This window comes from Mycolicibacterium wolinskyi str. Jessa 2025 (assembly GCF_049241375.1).
GTDB classification, from domain to species: domain Bacteria; phylum Actinomycetota; class Actinomycetes; order Mycobacteriales; family Mycobacteriaceae; genus Mycobacterium; species Mycobacterium wolinskyi.
This window is the reverse complement of the sequence record NZ_CP185960.1, coordinates 5964253-5985323: the sequence shown is the minus strand read 5'-3', so window position 1 is coordinate 5985323 and position 21071 is coordinate 5964253. Positions and strand designations below refer to the sequence as shown.

Genomic DNA, 21071 nt, shown 5'->3' with positions numbered 1-21071 from the left:
GTTACGTGCTAGACGTCAACTTCTTCGATGAACTCCGCATCGGCCTCGCCACCGCGGACGACATCCGTAACTGGTCGTACGGCGAGGTCAAGAAGCCGGAGACCATCAACTACCGCACGCTGAAGCCGGAGAAGGACGGCCTGTTCTGCGAGAAGATCTTCGGACCGACTCGCGACTGGGAGTGCTACTGCGGCAAGTACAAGCGCGTCCGCTTCAAGGGCATCATCTGTGAGCGCTGCGGCGTCGAGGTGACCCGCGCCAAGGTGCGTCGTGAGCGGATGGGCCACATCGAGCTGGCCGCGCCCGTCACGCACATCTGGTACTTCAAGGGCGTGCCGTCGCGGTTGGGCTACCTGCTCGACCTGGCCCCGAAGGATCTGGAAAAGATCATCTACTTCGCGGCCTACGTGATCACGTCGGTCGACGACGAGATGCGCCACAACGAGCTGTCGACGCTCGAGGCCGAGATGGCCGTCGAGCGCAAGGCCGTCGAGGATCAGCGTGACTCCGACCTGGAGGCCCGCGCCCAGAAGCTCGAGGCCGACCTGGCCGAGCTTGAGGCCGAGGGTGCCAAGTCCGACGTGCGCCGCAAGGTGCGCGACGGCGGCGAGCGCGAGATGCGTCAGCTTCGCGACCGCGCCCAGCGTGAGCTGGACCGGCTCGAGGAGATCTGGACCACCTTCACCAAGCTGGCCCCCAAGCAGCTCATCGTGGACGAGGTGCTCTACCGCGAGCTGCAGGACCGCTACGGCGAGTACTTCACCGGCGCCATGGGCGCGGAGTCGATCAAGAAGCTCATCGAGAACTTCGACATCGACGCCGAGGCCGAGTCGCTGCGCGAGGTCATCCGCAGCGGCAAGGGTCAGAAGAAGCTGCGTGCGCTCAAGCGCCTGAAGGTCGTCGCGGCCTTCCAGCAGTCCGGCAACTCGCCCATGGGCATGGTGCTCGACGCCGTCCCGGTGATCCCGCCGGAGCTGCGTCCGATGGTGCAGCTCGACGGTGGCCGCTTCGCCACCTCGGACCTCAACGATCTGTACCGCCGTGTCATCAACCGCAACAACCGGTTGAAGCGACTCATCGATCTGGGCGCGCCCGAGATCATCGTGAACAACGAGAAGCGCATGCTTCAGGAGTCGGTGGACGCGCTGTTCGACAACGGCCGTCGCGGCCGTCCGGTCACCGGACCTGGCAACCGTCCGCTCAAGTCGCTGTCCGATCTGCTCAAGGGCAAGCAGGGCCGCTTCCGTCAGAACCTGCTCGGTAAGCGCGTCGACTACTCCGGCCGTTCGGTCATCGTGGTCGGCCCGCAGCTCAAGCTGCACCAGTGCGGTCTGCCGAAGCTCATGGCACTCGAGCTGTTCAAGCCGTTCGTGATGAAGCGTCTGGTCGACCTCAACCACGCGCAGAACATCAAGAGCGCCAAGCGCATGGTCGAGCGTCAGCGTCCGCAGGTGTGGGATGTCCTCGAAGAGGTCATCGCCGAGCACCCGGTTCTGCTGAACCGTGCACCCACGCTGCACCGCCTCGGGATCCAGGCCTTCGAGCCGCAGCTGGTCGAGGGCAAGGCCATCCAGCTGCACCCGCTGGTGTGTGAGGCGTTCAACGCCGACTTCGACGGTGACCAGATGGCCGTGCACCTGCCGCTGTCGGCGGAGGCGCAGGCTGAGGCCCGCATCCTGATGCTGTCGTCGAACAACATCCTGTCCCCGGCGTCCGGCAAGCCGCTGGCCATGCCGCGTCTGGACATGGTGACCGGCCTGTACTTCCTGACCACCGAGGTCGAGGGGGACACGGGCGAATACCAGCCGGCCACCAAGGACAGTGCTGAGCAGGGTGTATACAGCTCGCCTGCCGAGGCCATCATGGCCCTCGACCGCGGCGCATTGTCGGTGCGCGCCAAGATCAAGGTGCGGCTGACCGATCTGCGTCCGCCGGCCGACGTCGAGGCCGAACTGTTCCCGAACGGGTGGCGCCACGGCGACGCCTGGACCGCGAACACGACGCTGGGCCGCGTGCTGTTCAACGAGCTGCTGCCGCACGGGTATCCGTTCGTCAACGAGCAGATGCACAAGAAGGTCCAGGCCCGGATCATCAACGATCTGGCCGAGCGCTTCCCGATGATCGTGGTGGCGCAGACCGTCGACAAGCTCAAGGACGCCGGCTTCTACTGGGCCACCCGTTCGGGTGTCACCGTGTCGATGGCCGACGTGCTGGTGCCGCCGCAGAAGCAGGAGATCCTGGAGCGGCACGAGGCCGAGGCCGACGCGATCGAGCGCAAGTACCAGCGTGGTGCTCTCAACCACAAGGAGCGCAACGACTCGCTGGTCAAGATCTGGCAGGACGCCACCGAAGAGGTCGGTAAGGCGTTGGAGGAGTACTACCCGGCCGACAACCCGATCATCACGATCGTGAAGTCCGGCGCCACGGGCAACCTCACCCAGACGCGCACCCTGGCCGGCATGAAGGGCCTGGTGACGAACCCGAAGGGTGAGTTCATCCCGCGTCCGATCAAGTCCTCGTTCCGTGAGGGCCTGACGGTGTTGGAGTACTTCATCAACACCCACGGTGCTCGTAAGGGTCTGGCCGACACCGCGCTTCGTACCGCCGACTCGGGTTACCTGACCCGTCGTCTGGTGGACGTGTCGCAGGACGTCATCGTGCGCGAGACCGACTGCGAGACCGAGCGCGGTATCACGGTGCACCTGGCCGAGCGTGCCGCCGACGGTTCGCTGATCCGCGATGCGCACGTCGAGACCTCGGCGTTCGCGCGGACCCTGGCAACCGACGCGGTCGATGCCAACGGCAACGTGATCGTCGAGCGCGGCCACGACCTGGGCGACCCGGCCATCGACGCACTGCTGGCGGCCGGCATCACGCAGGTGAAGGTCCGCTCGGTGCTGACCTGTGCCTCGGCGACCGGTGTGTGCGCCAAGTGCTACGGCCGTTCGATGGCCACCGGCAAGCTCGTCGACATCGGCGAGGCCGTCGGTATCGTCGCCGCGCAGTCGATCGGTGAGCCCGGTACGCAGCTGACCATGCGTACCTTCCACCAGGGTGGTGTTACCGGTGGCGCCGACATCGTCGGTGGTCTGCCCCGCGTGCAGGAGCTCTTCGAGGCTCGCGTTCCGCGGAACAAGGCGCCCATCGCCGACGTCGCGGGCCGGGTCCGGCTGGAGGAGAGCGACAAGTTCTTCAAGATCACCATCGTTCCCGACGATGGCGGCGAGGAAGTTGTCTACGACAAGCTCACCAAGCGTCAGCGTCTGAAGGTCATCACCCACGAGGACGGCTCGGAGGGCGTGCTCTCCGACGGCGACCACGTCGAGGTCGGCGACCAGCTGATGGAAGGCTCCGCCGATCCGCACGAGGTGCTGCGTGTCCAGGGCCCCCGCGAGGTGCAGATCCACCTCGTCAAGGAGGTCCAGGAGGTCTACCGGGCCCAGGGCGTGTCGATCCACGACAAGCACATCGAGGTCATCGTCCGGCAGATGCTGCGTCGCGTCACGATCATCGATTCGGGCTCGACGGAGTTCCTGCCCGGCTCGCTGACCGAGCGTGCCGAGTTCGAGTCGGAGAACCGTCGCGTCGTCGCCGAGGGTGGCGAGCCCGCGGCCGGCCGTCCGGTGCTGATGGGTATCACCAAGGCATCGCTGGCGACCGACTCGTGGCTGTCGGCGGCCTCGTTCCAGGAGACCACTCGCGTGCTGACCGATGCGGCGATCAACTGCCGCAGCGACAAGCTGAATGGTCTGAAGGAGAACGTGATCATCGGCAAGCTGATCCCGGCCGGTACCGGCATCAGCCGCTACCGCAACATCCAGGTGCAGCCGACGGAAGAGGCTCGGGCCGCTGCGTACACGATCCCGTCCTACGAGGATCAGTACTACAGCCCGGACTTCGGCCAGGCCACCGGTGCCGCGGTGCCGCTGGACGACTACGGCTACAGCGACTACCGCTAGCTAGCCACGGAAAAGCCCCCGCTTCGGCGGGGGCTTTTTCGTTCGTCCGTTTGCGTGCCTCCTCGGCCGCGATTGTCACGCGAGAGTGGCTGTCGGCGTCGACCGTCACTCTGGCGTGACAGTGGCGGGTCAGGGCGTGGCGAGCGCCGGCAGTCCGGGGCCGTCGAGTTCGCCGAGCGCTACGCGCCGACCCGAGATCGCCAACAACAGGGCCAGCGCGGTGCCGCTCACCTCAGGCCCGTCGCCCATGGCCAAATCGGTATCGGTCGCGGTGATCCGCACGTGCGTGAGAAGTTCCTTCGCTCCGCCGAAAGACCTTGAGGTGCGGGCCTGTTGGCGCAGTGACCTGGTGACGGCTTCGGCGGCATAGGCGCGCGTGATGCCGAGCGGGCGACGGATGTCTTCGCCGTGCACCACTTCCTCGACGAGTCGCGTGTCGAGGGGCGCCGGGGGTGTCGACGTCCGTGACGCGGCGCGACGCAGCCGCTCCAGCGTTTCGTGCGGCGACGCGCCGCGGGCACGTGCGACGCCACGGGCGTTCTGCCGGTCGAAGTCGAAGCGGGCCCGCGCCATGTCGAGCAGGAAACCCACACGCGTGGTCATCGCCACGTCGACCAGATGTGCGACGACATCGTGCACACTCCACCCGTCGCACAGCGACGCCGTCTCCCACGCCGCGTCGTCGAGACGCTCGAGGTCGGCGATCAGCGCCGCGCGTTCGGCATGCACCATCGGCCACACGTCGTTGCTCACACTTCATACGACTGAGCGGGCAGACGAAAGTCATCGCAAAGCGCCCGCCGACGTGTCGCACGGTCTCACTAGACTGGCCGCGTGCTCATTGGTTCGCATGTAGACAACACCGACCCGCTGGCCGCAGCCGCTGCTGACGGCGCCGACGTCGTGCAGTTCTTTCTCGGCAACCCGCAGAGCTGGAAGAAGCCCAAGCCTCGTGAAGACGCCGAGGTGCTCAAGGCTTCGACCGTGCCGCTGTATGTGCACGCGCCGTACTTGATCAATGTCGCGTCGGCCAACAACCGCGTCCGGATCCCGTCCCGCAAGATCCTGCAGGACACGTGCGACGCTGCCGCCGAGATCAACGCCACCGCGGTCATCGTGCACGGCGGCCATGCCGACGACAACGACATGGAGGCCGGGTTCGTCCGCTGGGTGAAGGCGCTCGACGCGCTCAACACCGACGTGCCGGTCTATCTGGAGAACACCGCGGGCGGCGATCACGCGATGGCCCGGCACTTCGACACGATCGCCCGGTTGTGGGATCACATCGGCGACAAGGGAATCGGCTTCTGCCTGGACACGTGCCACGCGTGGGCAGCGGGTGAGGCGTTGATCGACGCCGTCGAACGCATCAAGGCCATCACGGGCCGCATCGACCTCGTGCACTGCAACGATTCGCGGGACGCGGCGGGTTCGGGTGCGGACCGGCACGCCAATTTCGGCGCCGGGCAGATCGATCCGCAGCTGCTCGCCGCGGTGGTCAAGGCCGCCGACGCGCCGGTGATCTGCGAGACCGCCGAGGAAGGCCGCAAGGACGACATCGCGTTCCTCCGGGAGCACGCGAGCTGAGCTTCGCCGTCCGGAACACCGGCCGAACGACGGGTGACACGTAGGTGAACTAGGCTCAAGTGTGTGTCCACGATTGACGAGAAGCCGTCAATCGCCCCGTCGGAGGCCGAACCCTCCGTAGACGACAACGACCGGCGAACGCGCAGGCTTCGCATCCTGCGCTATACCGCGATCGCCGTTTGGGCTTCTGTTGTCGTATATCGCACGATCACCGATGGTTTCGCCTTCAACCGAGAGCTGTTGCTGCTCTACATCAGCACCGGTCTGCTGGCGGCGAGCATCGGTCAGGGCAGACGCATGCTCTACGTCATCCGGGACTGGCTGCCGTTTGCGTTGGTGCTGGTCGCCTACGACCTGAGCAGAGGTGCGGCGACGCTGATCGGCCGGCCCACGTTGTGGCAGTGGCAGGTCGACGCGGATCGCTGGTTGTTCTTCGGAACGGTGCCAACGGTCTGGTTGCAGGAACGCCTCAAGCTGCCGCATCCGCCGTGGTGGGAAGTGGTGATCAGCACCGTCTACATGTCGTTCTTCATCCTGCCGTACGTCGTGGCGGGGGTGCTGTGGCTGCGCGACCGCGACGAGTGGAAGCGATTCGTGCGGCTGTTCGTCGGTTTGTCGTTCGCGGCCCTGGCGATCTACGCACTGTTGCCTGCCGCCCCGCCGTGGGCGGCGGCCCGCTGCACCTCGGCCGACGTCGACGGCGGGCCATCGGGACCGCGGTGCATGTTCCGTTCGGCGCGCGAGGTTTCCGACGGTGGTCTGCTCGGGGCCATGCAGAGCAGTCAGGACGGCGCCAACGACTGGATCGAACGAATCGTCGCCCGCGGCTGGGGCAAGCTGAACCTGCACTCGGCGACCGCGCTGATCGATCAGGGGCAGGCGAGCGTCAACCTGGTGGCCGCCATACCGTCGCTGCACGCGGGCCTCACCGCGGCGGTCGCCGCGTTCTTGTGGCACCGCGTGCACCGCAAGTGGCGGCCGTTGCTTGTGGCTTATCCGCTCATCATGGCGTTCACGCTCGTCTACACCGCCGAGCATTACGTCATCGACATCCTGCTGGGCTGGGCCTTGGCGGCCGTGGTGGTGTTCGCGCTGAACCGGTTCGACGCGCGGCGCCGGTCACGCGCCGGTCAGGTAGATCTTGCGGAGGGTCTCGGTGACGGTCCAGACCGTGCTGGTGCCGGCCTTCAGGCGGACGAGGCTGCCGGGGCCGAGCTGCATGGCCGGGCTGCCGTCGGCGAACTCGACCGAGCCTGATCCGGACAGCACGACGAACACCTCGTCGGCTTCCACGTCGGTCATCACCCCGGGCGTCATCTCCCACACGCCGATCTCCAGGTCGCCGAACTCGTCGAGCGCCACCGCGCCTGTCTGCGGCGCGCCGCTGACCGATTGATCGGCAGGCACCGGCTCGAGAGTCAGGTCGAGATCGGCGGCCGGCACGAGGGTGTTCGGATTCATCGGATCAGTATGCGGAGGGCGCGACGTCCGGCCGAATCGAGTAGTCGACTACTCGCGCTGACGACGGTCGGCGAAACTTACGCTTCCGTCTATCAGCCTGGCCAGGTGAGGAGGCAACGTGACCATCACGGAGGCGCCACCCGAGTCACCGTCCCGCATGCCCGCCATCGATGCCGTCAGACCCGTCGGAGGTCCGGTGTGGGTGGCCTGGCGCGAAGGCACCCTGACGCGGGCCTACGAACTCGAGACGTTGGTCGACTACCTTGCACTGGGCAATGCGCGGGACGTCGGAGGTTCGCTCTCGAGGGCGATCAAGAGTCACCTGGACGCGGCTCGCGACGCGGCGGGCGGTAAGCGGCCCGAACTCGGCAAGCGAATCCGGTTGTCCCGCAACGGTCCACTGCTCGAACGTGCGATGAGCAACCTCGACGCGGCCGAGGCGCAGCTGCTCAATCTCGCCCCGCCCTCGTATCTGGCCGGGCAGCTCCCTTCACTGCTGAGGCATGTGCAGCGTCATCTCCGGTCGAGCGATCCGGGCCGCCAGGCGATGGAGCGGCTCGCCAAGACCCTCATCACGACCGACCGCGGGTCCATTGCGCCGGTGGTCGAGCAGGAGCGGGACACGATCGTCTCCACCGTCCGGGCGGCGAGCTCGGAAGCGTTACGGGAGAACGTGCGGCTGCGCAGCTTCCGCAACATCGTGGTCAGCACGACGCTGGTGTTGACGGTTCTGGTCATCGCGCTCGCGATCATCGGCTACAACGACCCGAAGTTGATTCCGCTGTGCTTCGCCCCGGAGGACGCCAACGAGGTGACGGTCGTGTGCCCGACCGCGGAGTCAGTGCCGTTCGCACCGGTTCGGGCTGGTGTGGATCCGCCCGACGAAGGAGCGATCGAGACGGGTGCCAAGGTCGCCGAGACCGCCGGCAAGTGGGATCTGACGGTCGTCGCACTCGTCGGGCTGGTCGCGGCGGCGATCGCGTCGGCCGCCACGCTCAGCCATGTCAAGGGCTCGTCGGAGCGCTATGGCATCCCGGTCGCGTTGGCTGCGCTCAAGCTTCCGACCGGGGCGCTGACGGCCGTGCTGGGGATCCTGTTGATGCGCGGTCAGTTCGTCCCAGGATTGAACGCCTTGGATACGCCCGCTCAGATTCTCGCGTGGGCGTTGGTGTTCGGGTATGCGCAGCAGATCTTCACGAGGCTCATCGACCAACAGGGCCAGACCGTGCTGAACAGCGTGCGCTCCACCGAGGACAGCCCCGCGCCGGACCACAAACACGCGCGGGCCTGACCCAAGGCGCCTATTACAACTATTGTGCAGTTGTCGAAAAACTGTAACACTGGGCGCATGGCTGATACGCACGTCGTCACCAATCAGGTACCGACACTTGAGGACTACAACCCGGCCACCTCGCCGGTGCTCACCGAGGCCCTCATCCGCGAGGGCGGTGAGTGGGGCCTCGACGAGGTGAACGCGCTCGGTGCGCTGTCGGGCAGCAGGCAGGCCCAGCGCTGGGGTGAGCTCGCCGACCGGAACCAGCCGGTCTTGCATACGCACGACCGGTACGGTCACCGCGTCGACGAGGTCGAATATGACCCCGCCTATCACGAGTTGATGAACGTGGCGATCGGCCACGGGCTGCATGGGGCACCGTGGGCCGACGACCGCGCCGGTTCGCACGTCGTGCGCGCGGCGAAGACGTCGGTGTGGACGGTCGAACCCGGCCATGTCTGCCCGATCTCGATGACCTACGCGGTCGTTCCCGCACTGCGGTTCAACCCGGAGCTGTCGTCGATCTATGAGCCGTTGCTGACCAGCCGCGTCTACGACCCCGAACTCAAGCTCGCGACGACGAAAGCCGGCATCACCGCGGGCATGTCGATGACCGAGAAGCAAGGCGGTTCCGACGTGCGCGCGGGCACGACGCAGGCCACGCCGAATGCCGATGGCAGCTACTCGCTCACCGGGCACAAGTGGTTCACATCCGCCCCGATGTGTGACATCTTCCTCGTGCTCGCACAGGCACCGGGTGGTCTGAGCTGTTTCTTCCTGCCGCGGATCCTGCCCGACGGCAGCCGCAACCGCATGTTCCTGCAACGCCTCAAGGACAAGCTCGGCAACCACGCCAACGCGTCGAGCGAAGTCGAATACGACGGCGCCACAGCATGGTTGGTCGGTGAGGAGGGGCGCGGCGTGCCCACCATCATCGAGATGGTCAACCTGACGCGGCTCGATTGCACGCTGGGCAGCGCCACGAGTATGCGTACCGGCCTCAGTCGGGCCGTGCACCACGCCCAGCACCGGAAAGCGTTCGGCGCCTATCTGATCGACCAGCCGCTCATGCGCAACGTGCTGGCCGATCTCGCGGTCGAAGCCGAGGCCGCCACGATGCTCGCCATGCGCATGGCCGGGGCCACCGACAAGGCGGTCCGCGGCGATGAGCGCGAGACGCTGCTGCGCCGGATCGGTCTGGCCGCCGGCAAGTACTGGGTGTGCAAGCGCGCGACGCCGCACGCCGCGGAAGCCATGGAATGCCTGGGCGGCAACGGTTATGTCGAGGACTCCGGTATGCCGCGGCTGTACCGCGAAGCGCCACTCATGGGCATCTGGGAAGGATCCGGCAACGTGAGCGCGCTGGACACCCTGCGCGCCATGGTGACCCGGCCCGAATGCGTCGAGGTGTTGTTCGACGAGCTGGCCAAGACCGGCGGCCACGATCCCCGGCTGGACGCACATGTCGCCACGCTGCAGTCCGACCTGGGTGAGCTGGAGACCATCCAGTACCGCGCCCGCAAGGTCGCCGAGGACATTTCGCTCGCACTCCAGGGTTCGCTGCTGGTGCGCCACGGACATCCGGCGGTCGCCGAGGCGTTCCTGGCCAGCCGGCTCGGCGGCCAGTGGGGTGGCGCGTTCGGCACCCTGCCCACCGGGCTGGATCTCGCGCCGATCATCGAGCGTGCGTTGGTGAAGGGATGACCAGTCTCGCCGAACAGACACGTAGGTACCCGAAAATGCCCGTTTCAGGGGGCTTTCACGTCTGCTCGCGCTGGGGAAGGGGCCGCGCATGACACACGCGATCAGACCGGTGGACTTCGACAACCTCAAAACGATGACGTATGAGGTGACCGACCGGGTCGCCCGCATCACGTTCAACCGGCCCGACAAGGGCAATGCGATCGTCGCCGACACGCCGTTGGAGCTTTCGGCGCTCGTCGAACGTGCGGACCTGGACCCCAACGTGCATGTCATCCTGGTCTCCGGCCGGGGCGAAGGGTTCTGTGCCGGTTTCGATCTCGGCGCATACGCGGAAGGTTCGTCGTCGGCGGGTGGGGGGAGTCCGTATCAGGACACCGTGCTGTCAGGCAAGACCCAGGCGATCAACCACCTGCCGGATCAGCCGTGGGATCCGATGATCGACTACCAGATGATGAGCCGGTTCGTGCGCGGCTTCTCCAGCCTGATGCACGCCGACAAGCCGACCGTGGTCAAGATCCACGGGTACTGCGTGGCGGGCGGCACCGACATCGCCTTGCACGCCGACCAGGTGATCGCGGCCGCCGACGCCAAGATCGGCTATCCGCCGATGCGGGTGTGGGGCGTGCCCGCCGCCGGATTGTGGGCACACCGGCTGGGGGATCAGCGCGCGAAAAGGCTTCTGTTCACCGGAGATTGCATCACCGGCGCACAGGCGGCCGAATGGGGGCTGGCCGTCGAGGCGCCGGAGCCGGAAGACCTCGACGAACGCACCGAACGCCTCGTCGCCCGTATCGCGGCGATGCCGGTCAACCAGCTCATCATGGCCAAGCTGGCATGCAATTCGGCATTGCTACAGCAAGGTGTGGCGACCAGCCAGATGGTCAGCACGGTGTTCGACGGCATCGCGCGGCACACCCCCGAAGGGCACGCGTTCGTCGCCGACGCCCGCGAACACGGATTCCGAGAGGCGGTGCGTCACCGCGACGAGCCGCTGGGTGACTACGGACGTAAGACATCCGGGGTGTGAGGTGGCCGCGCTCAACCGGATGACGGCCCGTTCGGTCGTGCTGAGCGTGCTGCTCGGTGCGCACCCGGCCTGGGCGAGCGCGGCCGAACTCGTCCAGCTGACAGCGGATTTCGACATCCGCGAACCGACTCTGCGGGTCGCATTGACGCGAATGGTGAGCGCGGGTGACCTGGTGCGCTCGGCGGACGGATACCGCCTCTCGGACCGGCTGCTGGCCCGGCAGCGCAGGCAGGACGACGCGATCGATCCCAAACTGCGTGCGTACGACGGCAGTTGGCTGACTCTCGTGATCACCAGTGTGGGCACCGACGCGCGCACCCGGGCGTCACTGCGGAACACGCTGCAGCAGTGCCGGTTCGCCGAACTGCGCGAAGGCGTGTGGATGCGGCCCGACAACCTCGACCAGGTGTTGCCAACCGAGATCACCGATCGGGTACGCGTTTTGCACACGCGCGATGACGAGCCCGCGGAACTCGCCGCGACATTGTGGGACCTGCCCGACTGGACCGGCACCGCGGGCCGCCTGCTCGACGAGATGTCTTCGGCCACGGATGTTCCCGGCCGATTCCAGGCCGCGGCCGGCATCGTGCGCCATCTGCTCACCGATCCGGTGCTGCCGGGCGAACTGTTGCCGGCCGATTGGCCGGGCACCGCACTGCGCAAGGCTTATAAGGACTTCGCCGCCGAACTCGTCGCGCGGCGCGACCGCACAGAACTGATGGAGGCGACGTGACCGAACCCGTCCGGATCGAACGCAATGGTGCGGTGACCACCGTCATCATCGACCGTCCGCATGCCCGCAATGCGGTCAACGGGCCCACCGCGGCGGCGTTGTTCGCGGCGTTCGAGGAGTTCGATGCCGACGACTCGGCGTCGGTCGCGGTGTTGACCGGCGCGGGTGGAACATTTTGTGCCGGGGCCGATCTGAAGGCTTTCGGCACCCCCGAGGCCAACCAGGTGCACCGCACCGGGCCGGGGCCGATGGGGCCGAGCCGGATGGTGTTGTCCAAGCCGGTGATTGCCGCGGTGAGCGGCCATGCGGTGGCCGGAGGACTGGAGCTCGCGTTGTGGTGCGATCTCCGGGTCGTCGAGGAGGACGCCGTGATGGGCGTGTTCTGTCGCCGCTGGGGCGTGCCGCTCATCGACGGGGGGACGGTGCGGCTGCCACGGCTGATCGGTCAGAGCCGCGCCATGGACCTGATCCTCACCGGACGTGCCGTCGACGCCGCCGAGGCGCACGCCATCGGGCTGGCCAATCGGGTGGTGCCGAAGGGGCAGGCCCGGGCGGCCGCCGAGGAGTTGGCCGCTCAACTCGCCCGGTTGCCGCAGCAGTGCATGCGCGCCGACCGTCTCTCGGCACTGCATCAGTGGGGCGAATCGGAAGAGACGGCAATGGATTTCGAGTTCGCGAGCATTTCACGGGTGGCCGAGGAGTCGCTGGCCGGGGCCAAACGCTTCGCGGCGGGGGCCGGCAGGCACGGGGCGAGTGCGGTCTAACCCTTGCTGACGGAATTGCCGCTGCCGGTGTTGGTGACCTTGGGGTCGCCGTCGCGGTAGGTGATGGTGTTGTTGAGCCCGACGACCGTGAGGTCCTTGTCGATCTTCTCGAAGTTGATCTTGTTGTCGGACCCGCCGATGTTGACGTTGGCGCACGTGCCCTTGACGGTCAGCGTGTTGTTCGCCCCGCCGACCGTCAGCGACTTGCCGTCGGCGCAGTCGATGTCTGCGGTGGTGCCGACGGACATGTAGTTGATCGTGTTGCCGACCTCGACGTTGAGCCCCGAGGAGCCGGCCGTCGCCGACGGGCTCGTGGTGTCCTGACTCTCCGAACCGCAGGCCGCCAAGCCGAATACGGCGACGGCGGCAGCGGCGGTGCCGAGGATTTTCGTCATGTGGGCGCGCATGTACTCCCTTGCTTCCTTACTCAGGCGGGTACGCGATCGAGTCGGTTCGTCATACCCAGTTCGCGGCCGCGGTCGACCAACACCGGCGCACCGTTCTTGAAGAACACGGTCTGATCCCAGCCGTACACCGTGATGTCGTTGATCACGTTGTCGGCGATCACCACGTTGGACGACCCCTGCACAGTCACCGCCCAGCACGTTCCCAGCGCGTTGACCTGGTTGCCCGTGCCGTTGACGAACAGGGTGGAGTTGTTGCAATCGATCGTCTGCTCGATGCCCTGGCCCGTGACGTGGGTGTCGCCGTTCTTGGCTGCCGCGGTGGGCGTGCCGACGGCCAGCACGGCCGGCATGGCGATGAGGCAGGCGGCGAGTGTCCGGCTCGCGGTGGTCAAGCTCGCGCGCCGACGCGGTCTCCAATGCACGGTGTTCCCCTTCCGATCCGCTGGTTTGAAGAGTACGTGGCGGCGTCGGCGTCACGGCAACTGTTCGCGAGTTCGGCCGGCAGGCGCTGATCGGTCGCGGGAGTTGCCGGTGCTCGGTAGCGTGTTCTCCGATGTACCGGCGTGTTATCGAGGCTGCTGCCATCGCGGTCACAGCCGTGGTGACGGCCGCGGCGTGCTCGCAGACGATCTCGGGGACGGCGCAACGCGCACAGCCCGACCCTTCCGACCCGAACCGAAGCTACGGCTATGTCGACGACCGGTGCGGGCTTCTGGTCGACAGCACGGTGCAGGAGATCCTCGCCGCCGACAATGTGGTGCGCCCCTACAGCGGCGCGGTCTGCCAGTACGTCCTGTCCCGCAAAGGCGCACCCGACGGCCCGCCGGCGATGCTCGACGTCATCTTCTCGTGGTTCGAGACTGGAACCCTGCAGCGGGAGCGCACGGTGGCCGAGGAGCGTGACGCGCAGATCACCGACACCGTCGTCGAACGTCATCAGGCCTTCCTCGCCAGGCGCGACGTGACCGGCGCGGCGTGCTCGGCCACCGCGGCGGCCGGCCCCGGCGTGCTCAGCTGGTGGGTGCAGCTGCGTGGTCAGAACACCGGCGATCCGTGCAAGGACGCCGAGAAACTGTTGTCCCGAACGCTGCAGTCGGAACTCTGACGTGCCCGGTCGTGCGTTACCAGCCAGACTCGTCGCCGGCCTCGCCGCAGGCGCCGCACTGCTCGCCGGGTGCGGTTCGCCCGACGCGCCGGACACCCCGGCCCCGCCGGCGCCATCAGGCGGGGGATTTCAGAGTGCGGACTGCAACGGGGTCACCGACGACGATGTCCGCAACGCCGTCGGCTCGTCGATGTTCACGAGAGTCGTGGTCAGCGACTCGGGCTGCTTCTGGCAGGAGAACACCGTGCTGGGCACGTTCGGCGCGGGCATGGGCATCTCGACGTGGTGGTACCGCGGCAGTGACATGGACACCGAGCGGTCGTTGGAGCAGCGGGCCGGCCGGACGCTGACCGAACTCTCGATCGACGGCAACAAGGGGTTCAAGGCGGCCGACGCCAATGTCTGCAGCATCTATGTGGCCAAGGGTGGCGACGTCATCACCTGGTCGATCCAGACGATGAACCCGGCCGTGCTGCCGGATCTGTGCGCGATCACCGAGCAGCTCGCCCAACTCAGCCAGGACCGAGTGAACTGACCTGCCGGGTTCTTCGGACTGGAGGGACTAGAGTTTCACGGCGACCCGCACCAGGGTCGCAACCTCGACCCAAAGGTAGTGCGCACATGTCAGTTCGGCCGGAGCCGCAGACGGCGGGCGGCCGGTCGCGATCGGCCAGGACCACGAGGCTCAGCCGCGACTCGATCGTCAACGCTGCGCTGACCTTTCTGGACCGGGAGGGCTGGGACGCGCTGACCATCAACGCGCTGGCCAGCCAGCTCGGCACCAAGGGGCCGTCGCTGTACAACCATGTGCACAGCCTCGAAGACCTGCGCCGCACGGTCCGGATGCGCGTGGTCGACGACATCATCGAGATGCTCAACACCGTGGGCCAGGGCCGGACGCGCGACGATGCCGTCATGGCGATGGCCAGCGCCTATCGCAGCTATGCCCATCACCACCCGGGCCGCTACTCGGCCTTCACCCGGATGCCGTTCGGTGGCGACGATCCCGAGTACTCGGCGGCGACCAAAGCCGCGGCGGGCCCGGTCATCGCCGTCCTGGCGTCCTACGGCCTGGAAGGCGAGGACGCGTTCTACGCGGCGCTCGAGTTCTGGTCGGCGCTGCACGGCTTCGTCCTGCTGGAAATGACCGGCGTGATGGACGATATTGACACCGATGCGGTTTTCACCGACATGCTGCTGCGATTGGCCTCCGGGATGGAGCGTCGACAGCCGTAGGCTCTGACCTGCGATTAGACGACTGCGCACGAGTTTGTTTCGGCGCGGTCGGCCCTGGTATTGTGGTGGATCGTGCCTGGCCGGAAAGGCGCATGCGGCTGAGGAGTTTCGCAAGCGTGCCCGCACGCCGGGCCAATTCGCATGTCTAACACGCATCGGAATTCCGCCGGTGCGGGCGCGTGCGACACGCCCGGACGCGGGGTACACGTCTGGGGCGTAACTGCAGTACAGAGACTTAAAAAGAACGAGCAACACAAGCAACACAGAGAAAGCCGGTACATGCCAACCATCCAGCAGCTGGTCCGTAAGGGCCGCCGCGACAAGATCGCCAAGGTGAAGACCGCGGCCCTCAAGGGCAGCCCGCAGCGTCGCGGCGTGTGCACCCGCGTGTACACCACCACGCCGAAGAAGCCGAACTCGGCACTTCGCAAGGTCGCGCGCGTGAAGCTGACCAGCCAGGTGGAGGTGACCGCCTACATCCCGGGCGAGGGTCACAACCTGCAGGAGCACTCGATGGTGCTGGTGCGTGGCGGTCGTGTGAAGGACCTGCCCGGTGTCCGCTACAAGATCATTCGCGGTTCGCTCGACACCCAGGGCGTCAAGAACCGCAAGCAGGCCCGCAGCCGCTATGGCGCGAAGAAGGAGAAGAGCTAATGCCGCGCAAGGGACCGGCGCCCAAGCGTCCGTTGGTCAACGACCCGGTCTACGGGTCGCAGCTGGTCACCCAGCTGGTGAACAAGGTTCTTCTGCAGGGGAAGAAATCGCTGGCTGAGCGCATTGTTTATGGTGCGCTCGAGCAGGCCCGCGACAAGACCGGCACCGATCCGGTGGTCACCCTCAAGCGCGCGCTCGACAATGTGAAGCCCGCCCTCGAGGTGCGCAGCCGTCGCGTCGGTGGCGCGACCTACCAGGTTCCCGTCGAGGTTCGCCCCGATCGTTCCACCACGCTGGCCCTGCGCTGGCTGGTGAGCTTCTCGCGGCAGCGCCGGGAGAAGACCATGGTCGAGCGTCTTGCCAATGAGATCCTGGACGCCAGCAATGGCCTTGGTGCCTCCGTCAAGCGGCGTGAGGACACCCACAAGATGGCCGAAGCGAACCGGGCCTTCGCGCACTACCGCTGGTGATCTCGACGCCCGTTGCAGTGCTGCCGCGGGCGTAACACCAACAAATATTCAAGCGAAAGAGTGGGAAGACTTCCGTGGCACAGGACGTGCTGACTGACCTGCACAAGGTCCGCAACATCGGCATCATGGCGCACATCGACGCCGGTAAAACGACGACGACCGAGCGCATCCTCTACTACACCGGTGTGAACTACAAGATCGGTGAGACGCACGACGGTGCCTCCACGACCGACTGGATGGAGCAGGAGCAGGAGCGGGGTATCACCATCACCTCCGCCGCCGTGACGTGCTTCTGGAACCAGAACCAGATCAACATCATCGACACCCCCGGGCACGTCGACTTCACCGTCGAGGTGGAGCGGTCCCTGCGGGTCCTCGACGGTGCGGTCGCCGTCTTCGACGGCAAGGAGGGCGTCGAGCCCCAGTCCGAGCAGGTGTGGCGTCAGGCCGACAAGTACGACGTGCCGCGAATCTGCTTCGTCAACAAGATGGACAAGCTCGGTGCGGACTTCTACTTCACCGTGCGCACCATCGAGGAGCGCCTCGGCGCCAAGCCTCTGGTGATCCAGCTGCCGATCGGCGCGGAGAACGACTTCATCGGCATCATCGACCTGGTCGAGATGAAGGCCAAGGTGTGGCGTGGCGAGACCGCGCTCGGTGAGAAGTACGAGGTCGAGGAAATCCCGGCCGATCTCGCCGACAAGGCCGAGGAGTACCGCACCAAGCTCATCGAGACGGTCGCCGAGACCGACGAGGCGCTGCTGGAGAAGTACCTCGGTGGCGAAGAGCTCTCGATCGACGAGATCAAGACCGCCATCCGCAAGCTGACCGTGGCCAGCGAGCTGTACCCGGTCCTGTGCGGCAGCGCGTTCAAGAACAAGGGCGTGCAGCCCATGCTCGACGCGGTCATCGATTACCTGCCGTCGCCGCTGGACGTCGAGTCCGTGCAGGGGCACGTCCCCGGCAAAGAGGACGAGATCATCAGCCGCAAGCCGTCCACCGACGAGCCTTTCTCGGCGCTGGCGTTCAAGATCGCGGTGCACCCGTTCTTCGGCAAGCTGACCTACGTCCGCGTGTACTCGGGCACCGTCGAGTCCGGCTCGCAGGTGGTCAACTCCACCAAGGGCAAGAAGGAGCGGCTGGGCAAGCTGTTCCAGATGCACGCCAACAAGGAGAACCCGGTCGAGCGGGCGTCCGCCGGTCACATCTACGCCGTGATCGGTCTGAAGGACACCACCACGGGTGACACCCTGAGCGACGCCAACGAGCAGATCGTGCTGGAGTCGATGACCTTCCCCGATCCCGTGATCGAGGTGGCCATCGAGCCCAAGACCAAGAGCGACCAGGAAAAGCTCGGTACGGCGATCCAGAAGCTGGCCGAAGAGGATCCGACCTTCAAGGTTCACCTGGACCAGGAGACCGGCCAGACCGTCATCGGCGGTATGGGCGAGCTTCACCTGGACATCCTGGTCGACCGGATGCGTCGCGAGTTCAAGGTCGAGGCCAACGTCGGCAAGCCGCAGGTGGCTTACCGCGAGACCATCCGCCGTGCCGTGCAGAACGTCGAGTACACCCACAAGAAGCAGACGGGTGGCTCGGGCCAGTTCGCGAAGGTCATCATCAACCTCGAGCCGTTCGTCGGCGAGGACGGTGCGACCTACGAGTTCGAGAACAAGGTCACCGGTGGCCGCATCCCGCGTGAGTACATCCCGTCGGTGGATGCCGGTGCGCAGGACGCCATGCAGTACGGCGTGCTGGCCGGCTACCCGCTGGTGAACCTGAAGGTGACGCTGCTCGACGGCGCCTACCACGAGGTCGACTCCTCGGAAATGGCGTTCAAGGTGGCAGGTTCGCAGGTGCTGAAGAAGGCCGCGCAGGCCGCTCAGCCGGTGATCCTGGAGCCCATCATGGCTGTCGAGGTCACGACGCCCGAGGACTACATGGGTGACGTGATCGGCGACTTGAACTCCCGCCGTGGTCAGATCCAGGCCATGGAGGAGCGAAGCGGTGCGCGCGTCGTCAAGGCGCAGGTTCCGCTGTCGGAGATGTTCGGCTACGTCGGCGACCTCCGGTCGAAGACCCAGGGCCGGGCGAACTACTCCATGGTGTTCGATTCGTACGCCGAGGTTCCGGCGAACGTGTCGAAGGAGATCATCGCGAAGGCGACGGGTCAGTAGAGCATCGATGGCCGCTTGCGGCCGAGGCGCGACACTGAGCCGGAGCCGAGCAATGAGCGCGCGAAGGCCACCGGCCAGTAGGTCGGCGGTCGTCGGGACCACACAACTGAACACATCAACACTGCTTTAGAAAAAGCACCAACAAGTCCAGGAGGACACCACAGTGGCGAAGGCGAAGTTCGAGCGGACGAAGCCGCACGTCAACATCGGGACCATCGGTCACGTTGACCACGGCAAGACCACGCTCACTGCAGCAATCACCAAGGTTCTGCATGACAAGTACCCGGAGTTGAACGAATCGCGCGCATTCGACCAGATCGACAATGCGCCTGAAGAGCGTCAGCGCGGCATCACGATCAACATCTCGCACGTCGAGTACCAGACCGAGAAGCGGCACTACGCTCACGTGGACGCTCCCGGCCACGCCGACTACATCAAGAACATGATCACCGGTGCCGCCCAGATGGACGGCGCGATCCTGGTGGTCGCCGCTACCGACGGCCCGATGCCGCAGACCCGCGAGCACGTGCTGCTGGCCCGCCAGGTGGGTGTGCCCTACATCCTGGTCGCGCTGAACAAGTCGGACGCGGTGGATGACGAGGAGCTCATCGAGCTCGTCGAGATGGAGGTCCGCGAGCTGCTGGCCGCTCAGGACTTCGACGAGGAAGCCCCGGTCGTGCGGGTTTCGGCGCTCAAGGCGCTGGAAGGCGACGAGAAGTGGGTCAAGTCGGTCGAGGACCTGATGGACGCGGTCGACGAGTCGATCCCGGATCCGGTTCGTGAGACCGACAAGCCGTTCCTGATGCCCGTCGAGGACGTCTTCACGATCACCGGCCGCGGCACCGTGGTCACCGGTCGCGTCGAGCGCGGCATCATCAACGTGAACGAGGAAGTCGAGATCGTCGGCATCCGCCCCGACACCACCAAGACCACGGTCACCGGTGTCGAGATGTTCCGCAAGCTGCTCGATCAGGGCCAGGCCGGTGACAACGTCGGTCTGCTGCTGCGCGGCATCAAGCGTGAGGACGTCGAGCGTGGCCAGGTTGTGGTCAAGCCCGGCACCACCACCCCGCACACCGAGTTCGAGGGCCAGGTCTACATCCTGTCCAAGGACGAGGGCGGCCGCCACACGCCGTTCTTCAACAACTACCGTCCGCAGTTCTACTTCCGCACCACCGACGTGACCGGTGTGGTGACGCTGCCGGAGGGCACCGAGATGGTTATGCCCGGTGACAACACCGACATCTCCGTCAAGCTGATCCAGCCCGTCGCCATGGACGAGGGCCTGCGCTTCGCGATCCGCGAGGGCGGCCGTACCGTCGGCGCCGGCCGGGTTACGAAGATCAACAAGTAGGCTCGCCTACGTGATCAACAAGTAGTTGATCTGACGCCATCATTGCGGCGCCCACCCGAAAGGGTGGGCGCCGCTTTGTTTTTGGTGACGACGTGATTCGGCTCACGTTCGGGGGATGCGACATGCGGATTTTGCGTGCGCAACTACCAGGGAGTCGCCCATTTCACCTGCCGCGGTGATAGTTTGCCGGGGGAGCGTTGTCGAAAAGTAGTAGCCCGCGCAATTGATCGCTACGAGTCGAGGTATCAGGTGGACGTCGATGTAACCGAACCGATCCCGGAGGTGACGACGCTCGCCGAGCGGGTTCAGGGCCAGCTCAGTCCGTCGCGGATCATTGCCGGTATCTCGACAACTGTCGCCGTCGTCGCGGTCGGCGCGCTCATCTGGGTCACCGGACAGCAGCCGGACACCGCGCCACCCGAGAGCCCGAGCCCGGCGGTCGCATCCGGGCCCGCCGCGCATGCCCAACCGGTGGCCGCGCATCCCCCCGCACCTCAAGCGGCGTCACCCGCACCGCCGTCGACGCCGGCTCCTGCGCCGGCCCCGTCGGCGGCACCGGCTGCAAGCTCGACGGGCGGGCTCGCTGATCTGTTCAAGCCGCCTACAGCCACCGCGCCCCGCTCTCCCTCGACGTCGGAGACATCCGGAGATTCGCAGGCACCCACGATCTCTTGGCCCGGGTTCGACACCGGGTTCAGGCCGGACGCCTCCTGGGCGCCGAGTCTTGCCGCCGCGAATGCGGCCCCAAGCGCGGACGCTGTCATCGCCGCGGTGTCGGGCACAGCGGGATGGGTCGGCGGCGGGGCACTGGACGTGTTGGGCGACATCATCATCGCGTCGAGCAACGGCCGTCAGAATCCCGGCGTACCGCAGCCGACCAGCCTTGCCGCGCTGATGCTCGGGCCGGCCGCCACGGCGGGCACCGGTCTGCCGAGCCTGCCCCCTCCGCCGCAGGTGGACTGGTCCAAGCTGCCGCCGCCGAACGTCGACCTGTCCAAGATTCCGCCGCCGCAGATGCCGCAGGTCGATTGGTCGAAGATCCCGCCGCCGCAGCTCCCGCCGCCGCCCCAGATGCCGCGGATCGAGGACCCGTTCGCCAAGCTGCCGAGCATCACGCGCGCGGTCGGTCTGCCGTTCTGATTCACCGGCGCGCGGTCGGC

19 protein-coding genes and 1 pseudogene are annotated in these 21071 nt (G+C 66.4%); 16 read left to right on the top strand and 4 right to left on the bottom strand.

Going from position 1 to position 21071, the window contains the following annotated elements:
• The first annotated feature begins 5 nt into the window (after nucleotides 1-5).
• Nucleotides 6-3959: a DNA-directed RNA polymerase subunit beta' gene (locus ACOI2T_RS29675; protein ID WP_409502117.1), complete on the top strand. Its 3954-nt coding sequence runs from the start codon at nucleotides 6-8 to the stop codon at nucleotides 3957-3959.
• 129 nt (nucleotides 3960-4088) lie between these two features.
• Here the strand turns inward: ACOI2T_RS29675 and ACOI2T_RS29670 are convergent, their stop codons facing one another.
• Nucleotides 4089-4691, bottom strand: a complete 603-nt coding sequence (locus ACOI2T_RS29670; RefSeq protein ID WP_409502365.1) for a maleylpyruvate isomerase family mycothiol-dependent enzyme — start codon at nucleotides 4689-4691, stop codon at nucleotides 4089-4091.
• A gap of 102 nt (nucleotides 4692-4793) precedes the next feature.
• Between ACOI2T_RS29670 and ACOI2T_RS29665 the strand changes: the two genes are divergently transcribed.
• Together ACOI2T_RS29665 and ACOI2T_RS29660 are read left to right on the top strand one after the other, a co-directional pair.
• Entirely contained in the window at nucleotides 4794-5546 is a 753-nt protein-coding gene (locus ACOI2T_RS29665) for a deoxyribonuclease IV (protein ID WP_409502116.1), read from the top strand.
• A 90-nt stretch (nucleotides 5547-5636) separates the two neighbouring features.
• Nucleotides 5637-6803 carry a phosphatase PAP2 family protein gene (locus tag ACOI2T_RS29660; protein WP_409502364.1) on the top strand — a complete coding sequence of 389 codons (1167 nt, stop codon included), beginning with the start codon at nucleotides 5637-5639 and terminating at the stop codon, nucleotides 6801-6803.
• Here the strand turns inward: ACOI2T_RS29660 and ACOI2T_RS29655 are convergent.
• Nucleotides 6741-7007, bottom strand: a pseudogene (locus tag ACOI2T_RS29655) (cupin domain-containing protein); the annotation flags it as partial. The gene ACOI2T_RS29660 and the pseudogene ACOI2T_RS29655 overlap by 63 nt on opposite strands.
• 118 nt (nucleotides 7008-7125) lie before the next feature.
• Here ACOI2T_RS29655 and ACOI2T_RS29650 point away from each other — a divergent pair.
• The 5 genes from ACOI2T_RS29650 (at nucleotide 7126) to ACOI2T_RS29630 (ending at nucleotide 12508) form a co-directional block, all read left to right on the top strand.
• Nucleotides 7126-8298 (top strand): hypothetical protein, encoded by a 1173-nt coding sequence (locus ACOI2T_RS29650; RefSeq protein ID WP_409502115.1) that lies wholly within the window; start codon nucleotides 7126-7128, stop codon nucleotides 8296-8298.
• A 57-nt stretch (nucleotides 8299-8355) separates the two neighbouring features.
• Nucleotides 8356-9984 (top strand): acyl-CoA dehydrogenase family protein, encoded by a 1629-nt coding sequence (locus ACOI2T_RS29645; protein WP_409502114.1) that lies wholly within the window; start codon nucleotides 8356-8358, stop codon nucleotides 9982-9984.
• 88 nt (nucleotides 9985-10072) lie between these two features.
• A complete protein-coding gene (locus ACOI2T_RS29640; protein ID WP_409502113.1) occupies nucleotides 10073-11011 on the top strand; it encodes a crotonase/enoyl-CoA hydratase family protein in 939 nt (312 codons plus the stop codon).
• Nucleotides 11012-11030: 19 nt separating this feature from the next.
• Entirely contained in the window at nucleotides 11031-11744 is a 714-nt protein-coding gene (locus ACOI2T_RS29635; protein ID WP_409502363.1) for a PaaX family transcriptional regulator C-terminal domain-containing protein, read from the top strand.
• Nucleotides 11741-12508, top strand: a complete 768-nt coding sequence (locus tag ACOI2T_RS29630; RefSeq protein ID WP_409502112.1) for a crotonase/enoyl-CoA hydratase family protein — start codon at nucleotides 11741-11743, stop codon at nucleotides 12506-12508. The genes ACOI2T_RS29635 and ACOI2T_RS29630 overlap by 4 nt, the downstream gene beginning before the upstream one ends.
• Here the strand turns inward: ACOI2T_RS29630 and ACOI2T_RS29625 are convergent.
• Nucleotides 12505-12915, bottom strand: a complete 411-nt coding sequence (locus ACOI2T_RS29625; RefSeq protein ID WP_085146487.1) for a DUF3060 domain-containing protein — start codon at nucleotides 12913-12915, stop codon at nucleotides 12505-12507. The two genes, ACOI2T_RS29630 and ACOI2T_RS29625, sit on opposite strands and share 4 nt — an antisense overlap.
• 20 nt (nucleotides 12916-12935) lie before the next feature.
• Nucleotides 12936-13265, bottom strand: a complete 330-nt coding sequence (locus ACOI2T_RS29620; protein ID WP_409502362.1) for a DUF3060 domain-containing protein — start codon at nucleotides 13263-13265, stop codon at nucleotides 12936-12938.
• Between the two features lie 203 nt (nucleotides 13266-13468).
• On the opposite strand from ACOI2T_RS29620, the gene ACOI2T_RS29615 reads away from it, so the two are divergent.
• The 8 genes from ACOI2T_RS29615 (at nucleotide 13469) to ACOI2T_RS29580 (ending at nucleotide 21051) form a co-directional block, all read left to right on the top strand.
• Complete coding sequence (locus ACOI2T_RS29615; protein WP_067842046.1) at nucleotides 13469-14020, top strand: DUF3558 domain-containing protein; 552 nt, start codon at nucleotides 13469-13471, stop codon at nucleotides 14018-14020.
• A gap of 1 nt (nucleotide 14021) precedes the next feature.
• Complete coding sequence (locus ACOI2T_RS29610) at nucleotides 14022-14555, top strand: DUF3558 domain-containing protein (RefSeq protein ID WP_409502111.1); 534 nt, start codon at nucleotides 14022-14024, stop codon at nucleotides 14553-14555.
• Nucleotides 14556-14641: 86 nt separating this feature from the next.
• A complete protein-coding gene (locus tag ACOI2T_RS29605; protein WP_067842052.1) occupies nucleotides 14642-15256 on the top strand; it encodes a TetR/AcrR family transcriptional regulator in 615 nt (204 codons plus the stop codon).
• A gap of 279 nt (nucleotides 15257-15535) precedes the next feature.
• Complete coding sequence (gene rpsL / locus ACOI2T_RS29600) at nucleotides 15536-15910, top strand: 30S ribosomal protein S12 (protein WP_007167812.1); 375 nt, start codon at nucleotides 15536-15538, stop codon at nucleotides 15908-15910.
• On the top strand, nucleotides 15910-16380 hold the full coding sequence (gene rpsG, locus ACOI2T_RS29595; RefSeq protein ID WP_036429170.1) for a 30S ribosomal protein S7: 471 nt from the start codon (nucleotides 15910-15912) through the stop codon (nucleotides 16378-16380). The genes rpsL and rpsG overlap by 1 nt, the downstream gene beginning before the upstream one ends.
• Nucleotides 16381-16505: 125 nt before the next feature.
• On the top strand, nucleotides 16506-18557 hold the full coding sequence (gene fusA, locus ACOI2T_RS29590; protein ID WP_234817011.1) for an elongation factor G: 2052 nt from the start codon (nucleotides 16506-16508) through the stop codon (nucleotides 18555-18557).
• A gap of 163 nt (nucleotides 18558-18720) precedes the next feature.
• On the top strand, nucleotides 18721-19911 hold the full coding sequence (gene tuf, locus ACOI2T_RS29585) for an elongation factor Tu (protein ID WP_067842055.1): 1191 nt from the start codon (nucleotides 18721-18723) through the stop codon (nucleotides 19909-19911).
• Between the two features lie 249 nt (nucleotides 19912-20160).
• Nucleotides 20161-21051: a hypothetical protein gene (locus tag ACOI2T_RS29580; RefSeq protein WP_409502110.1), complete on the top strand. Its 891-nt coding sequence runs from the start codon at nucleotides 20161-20163 to the stop codon at nucleotides 21049-21051.
• Nucleotides 21052-21071 lie beyond the last annotated feature (20 nt).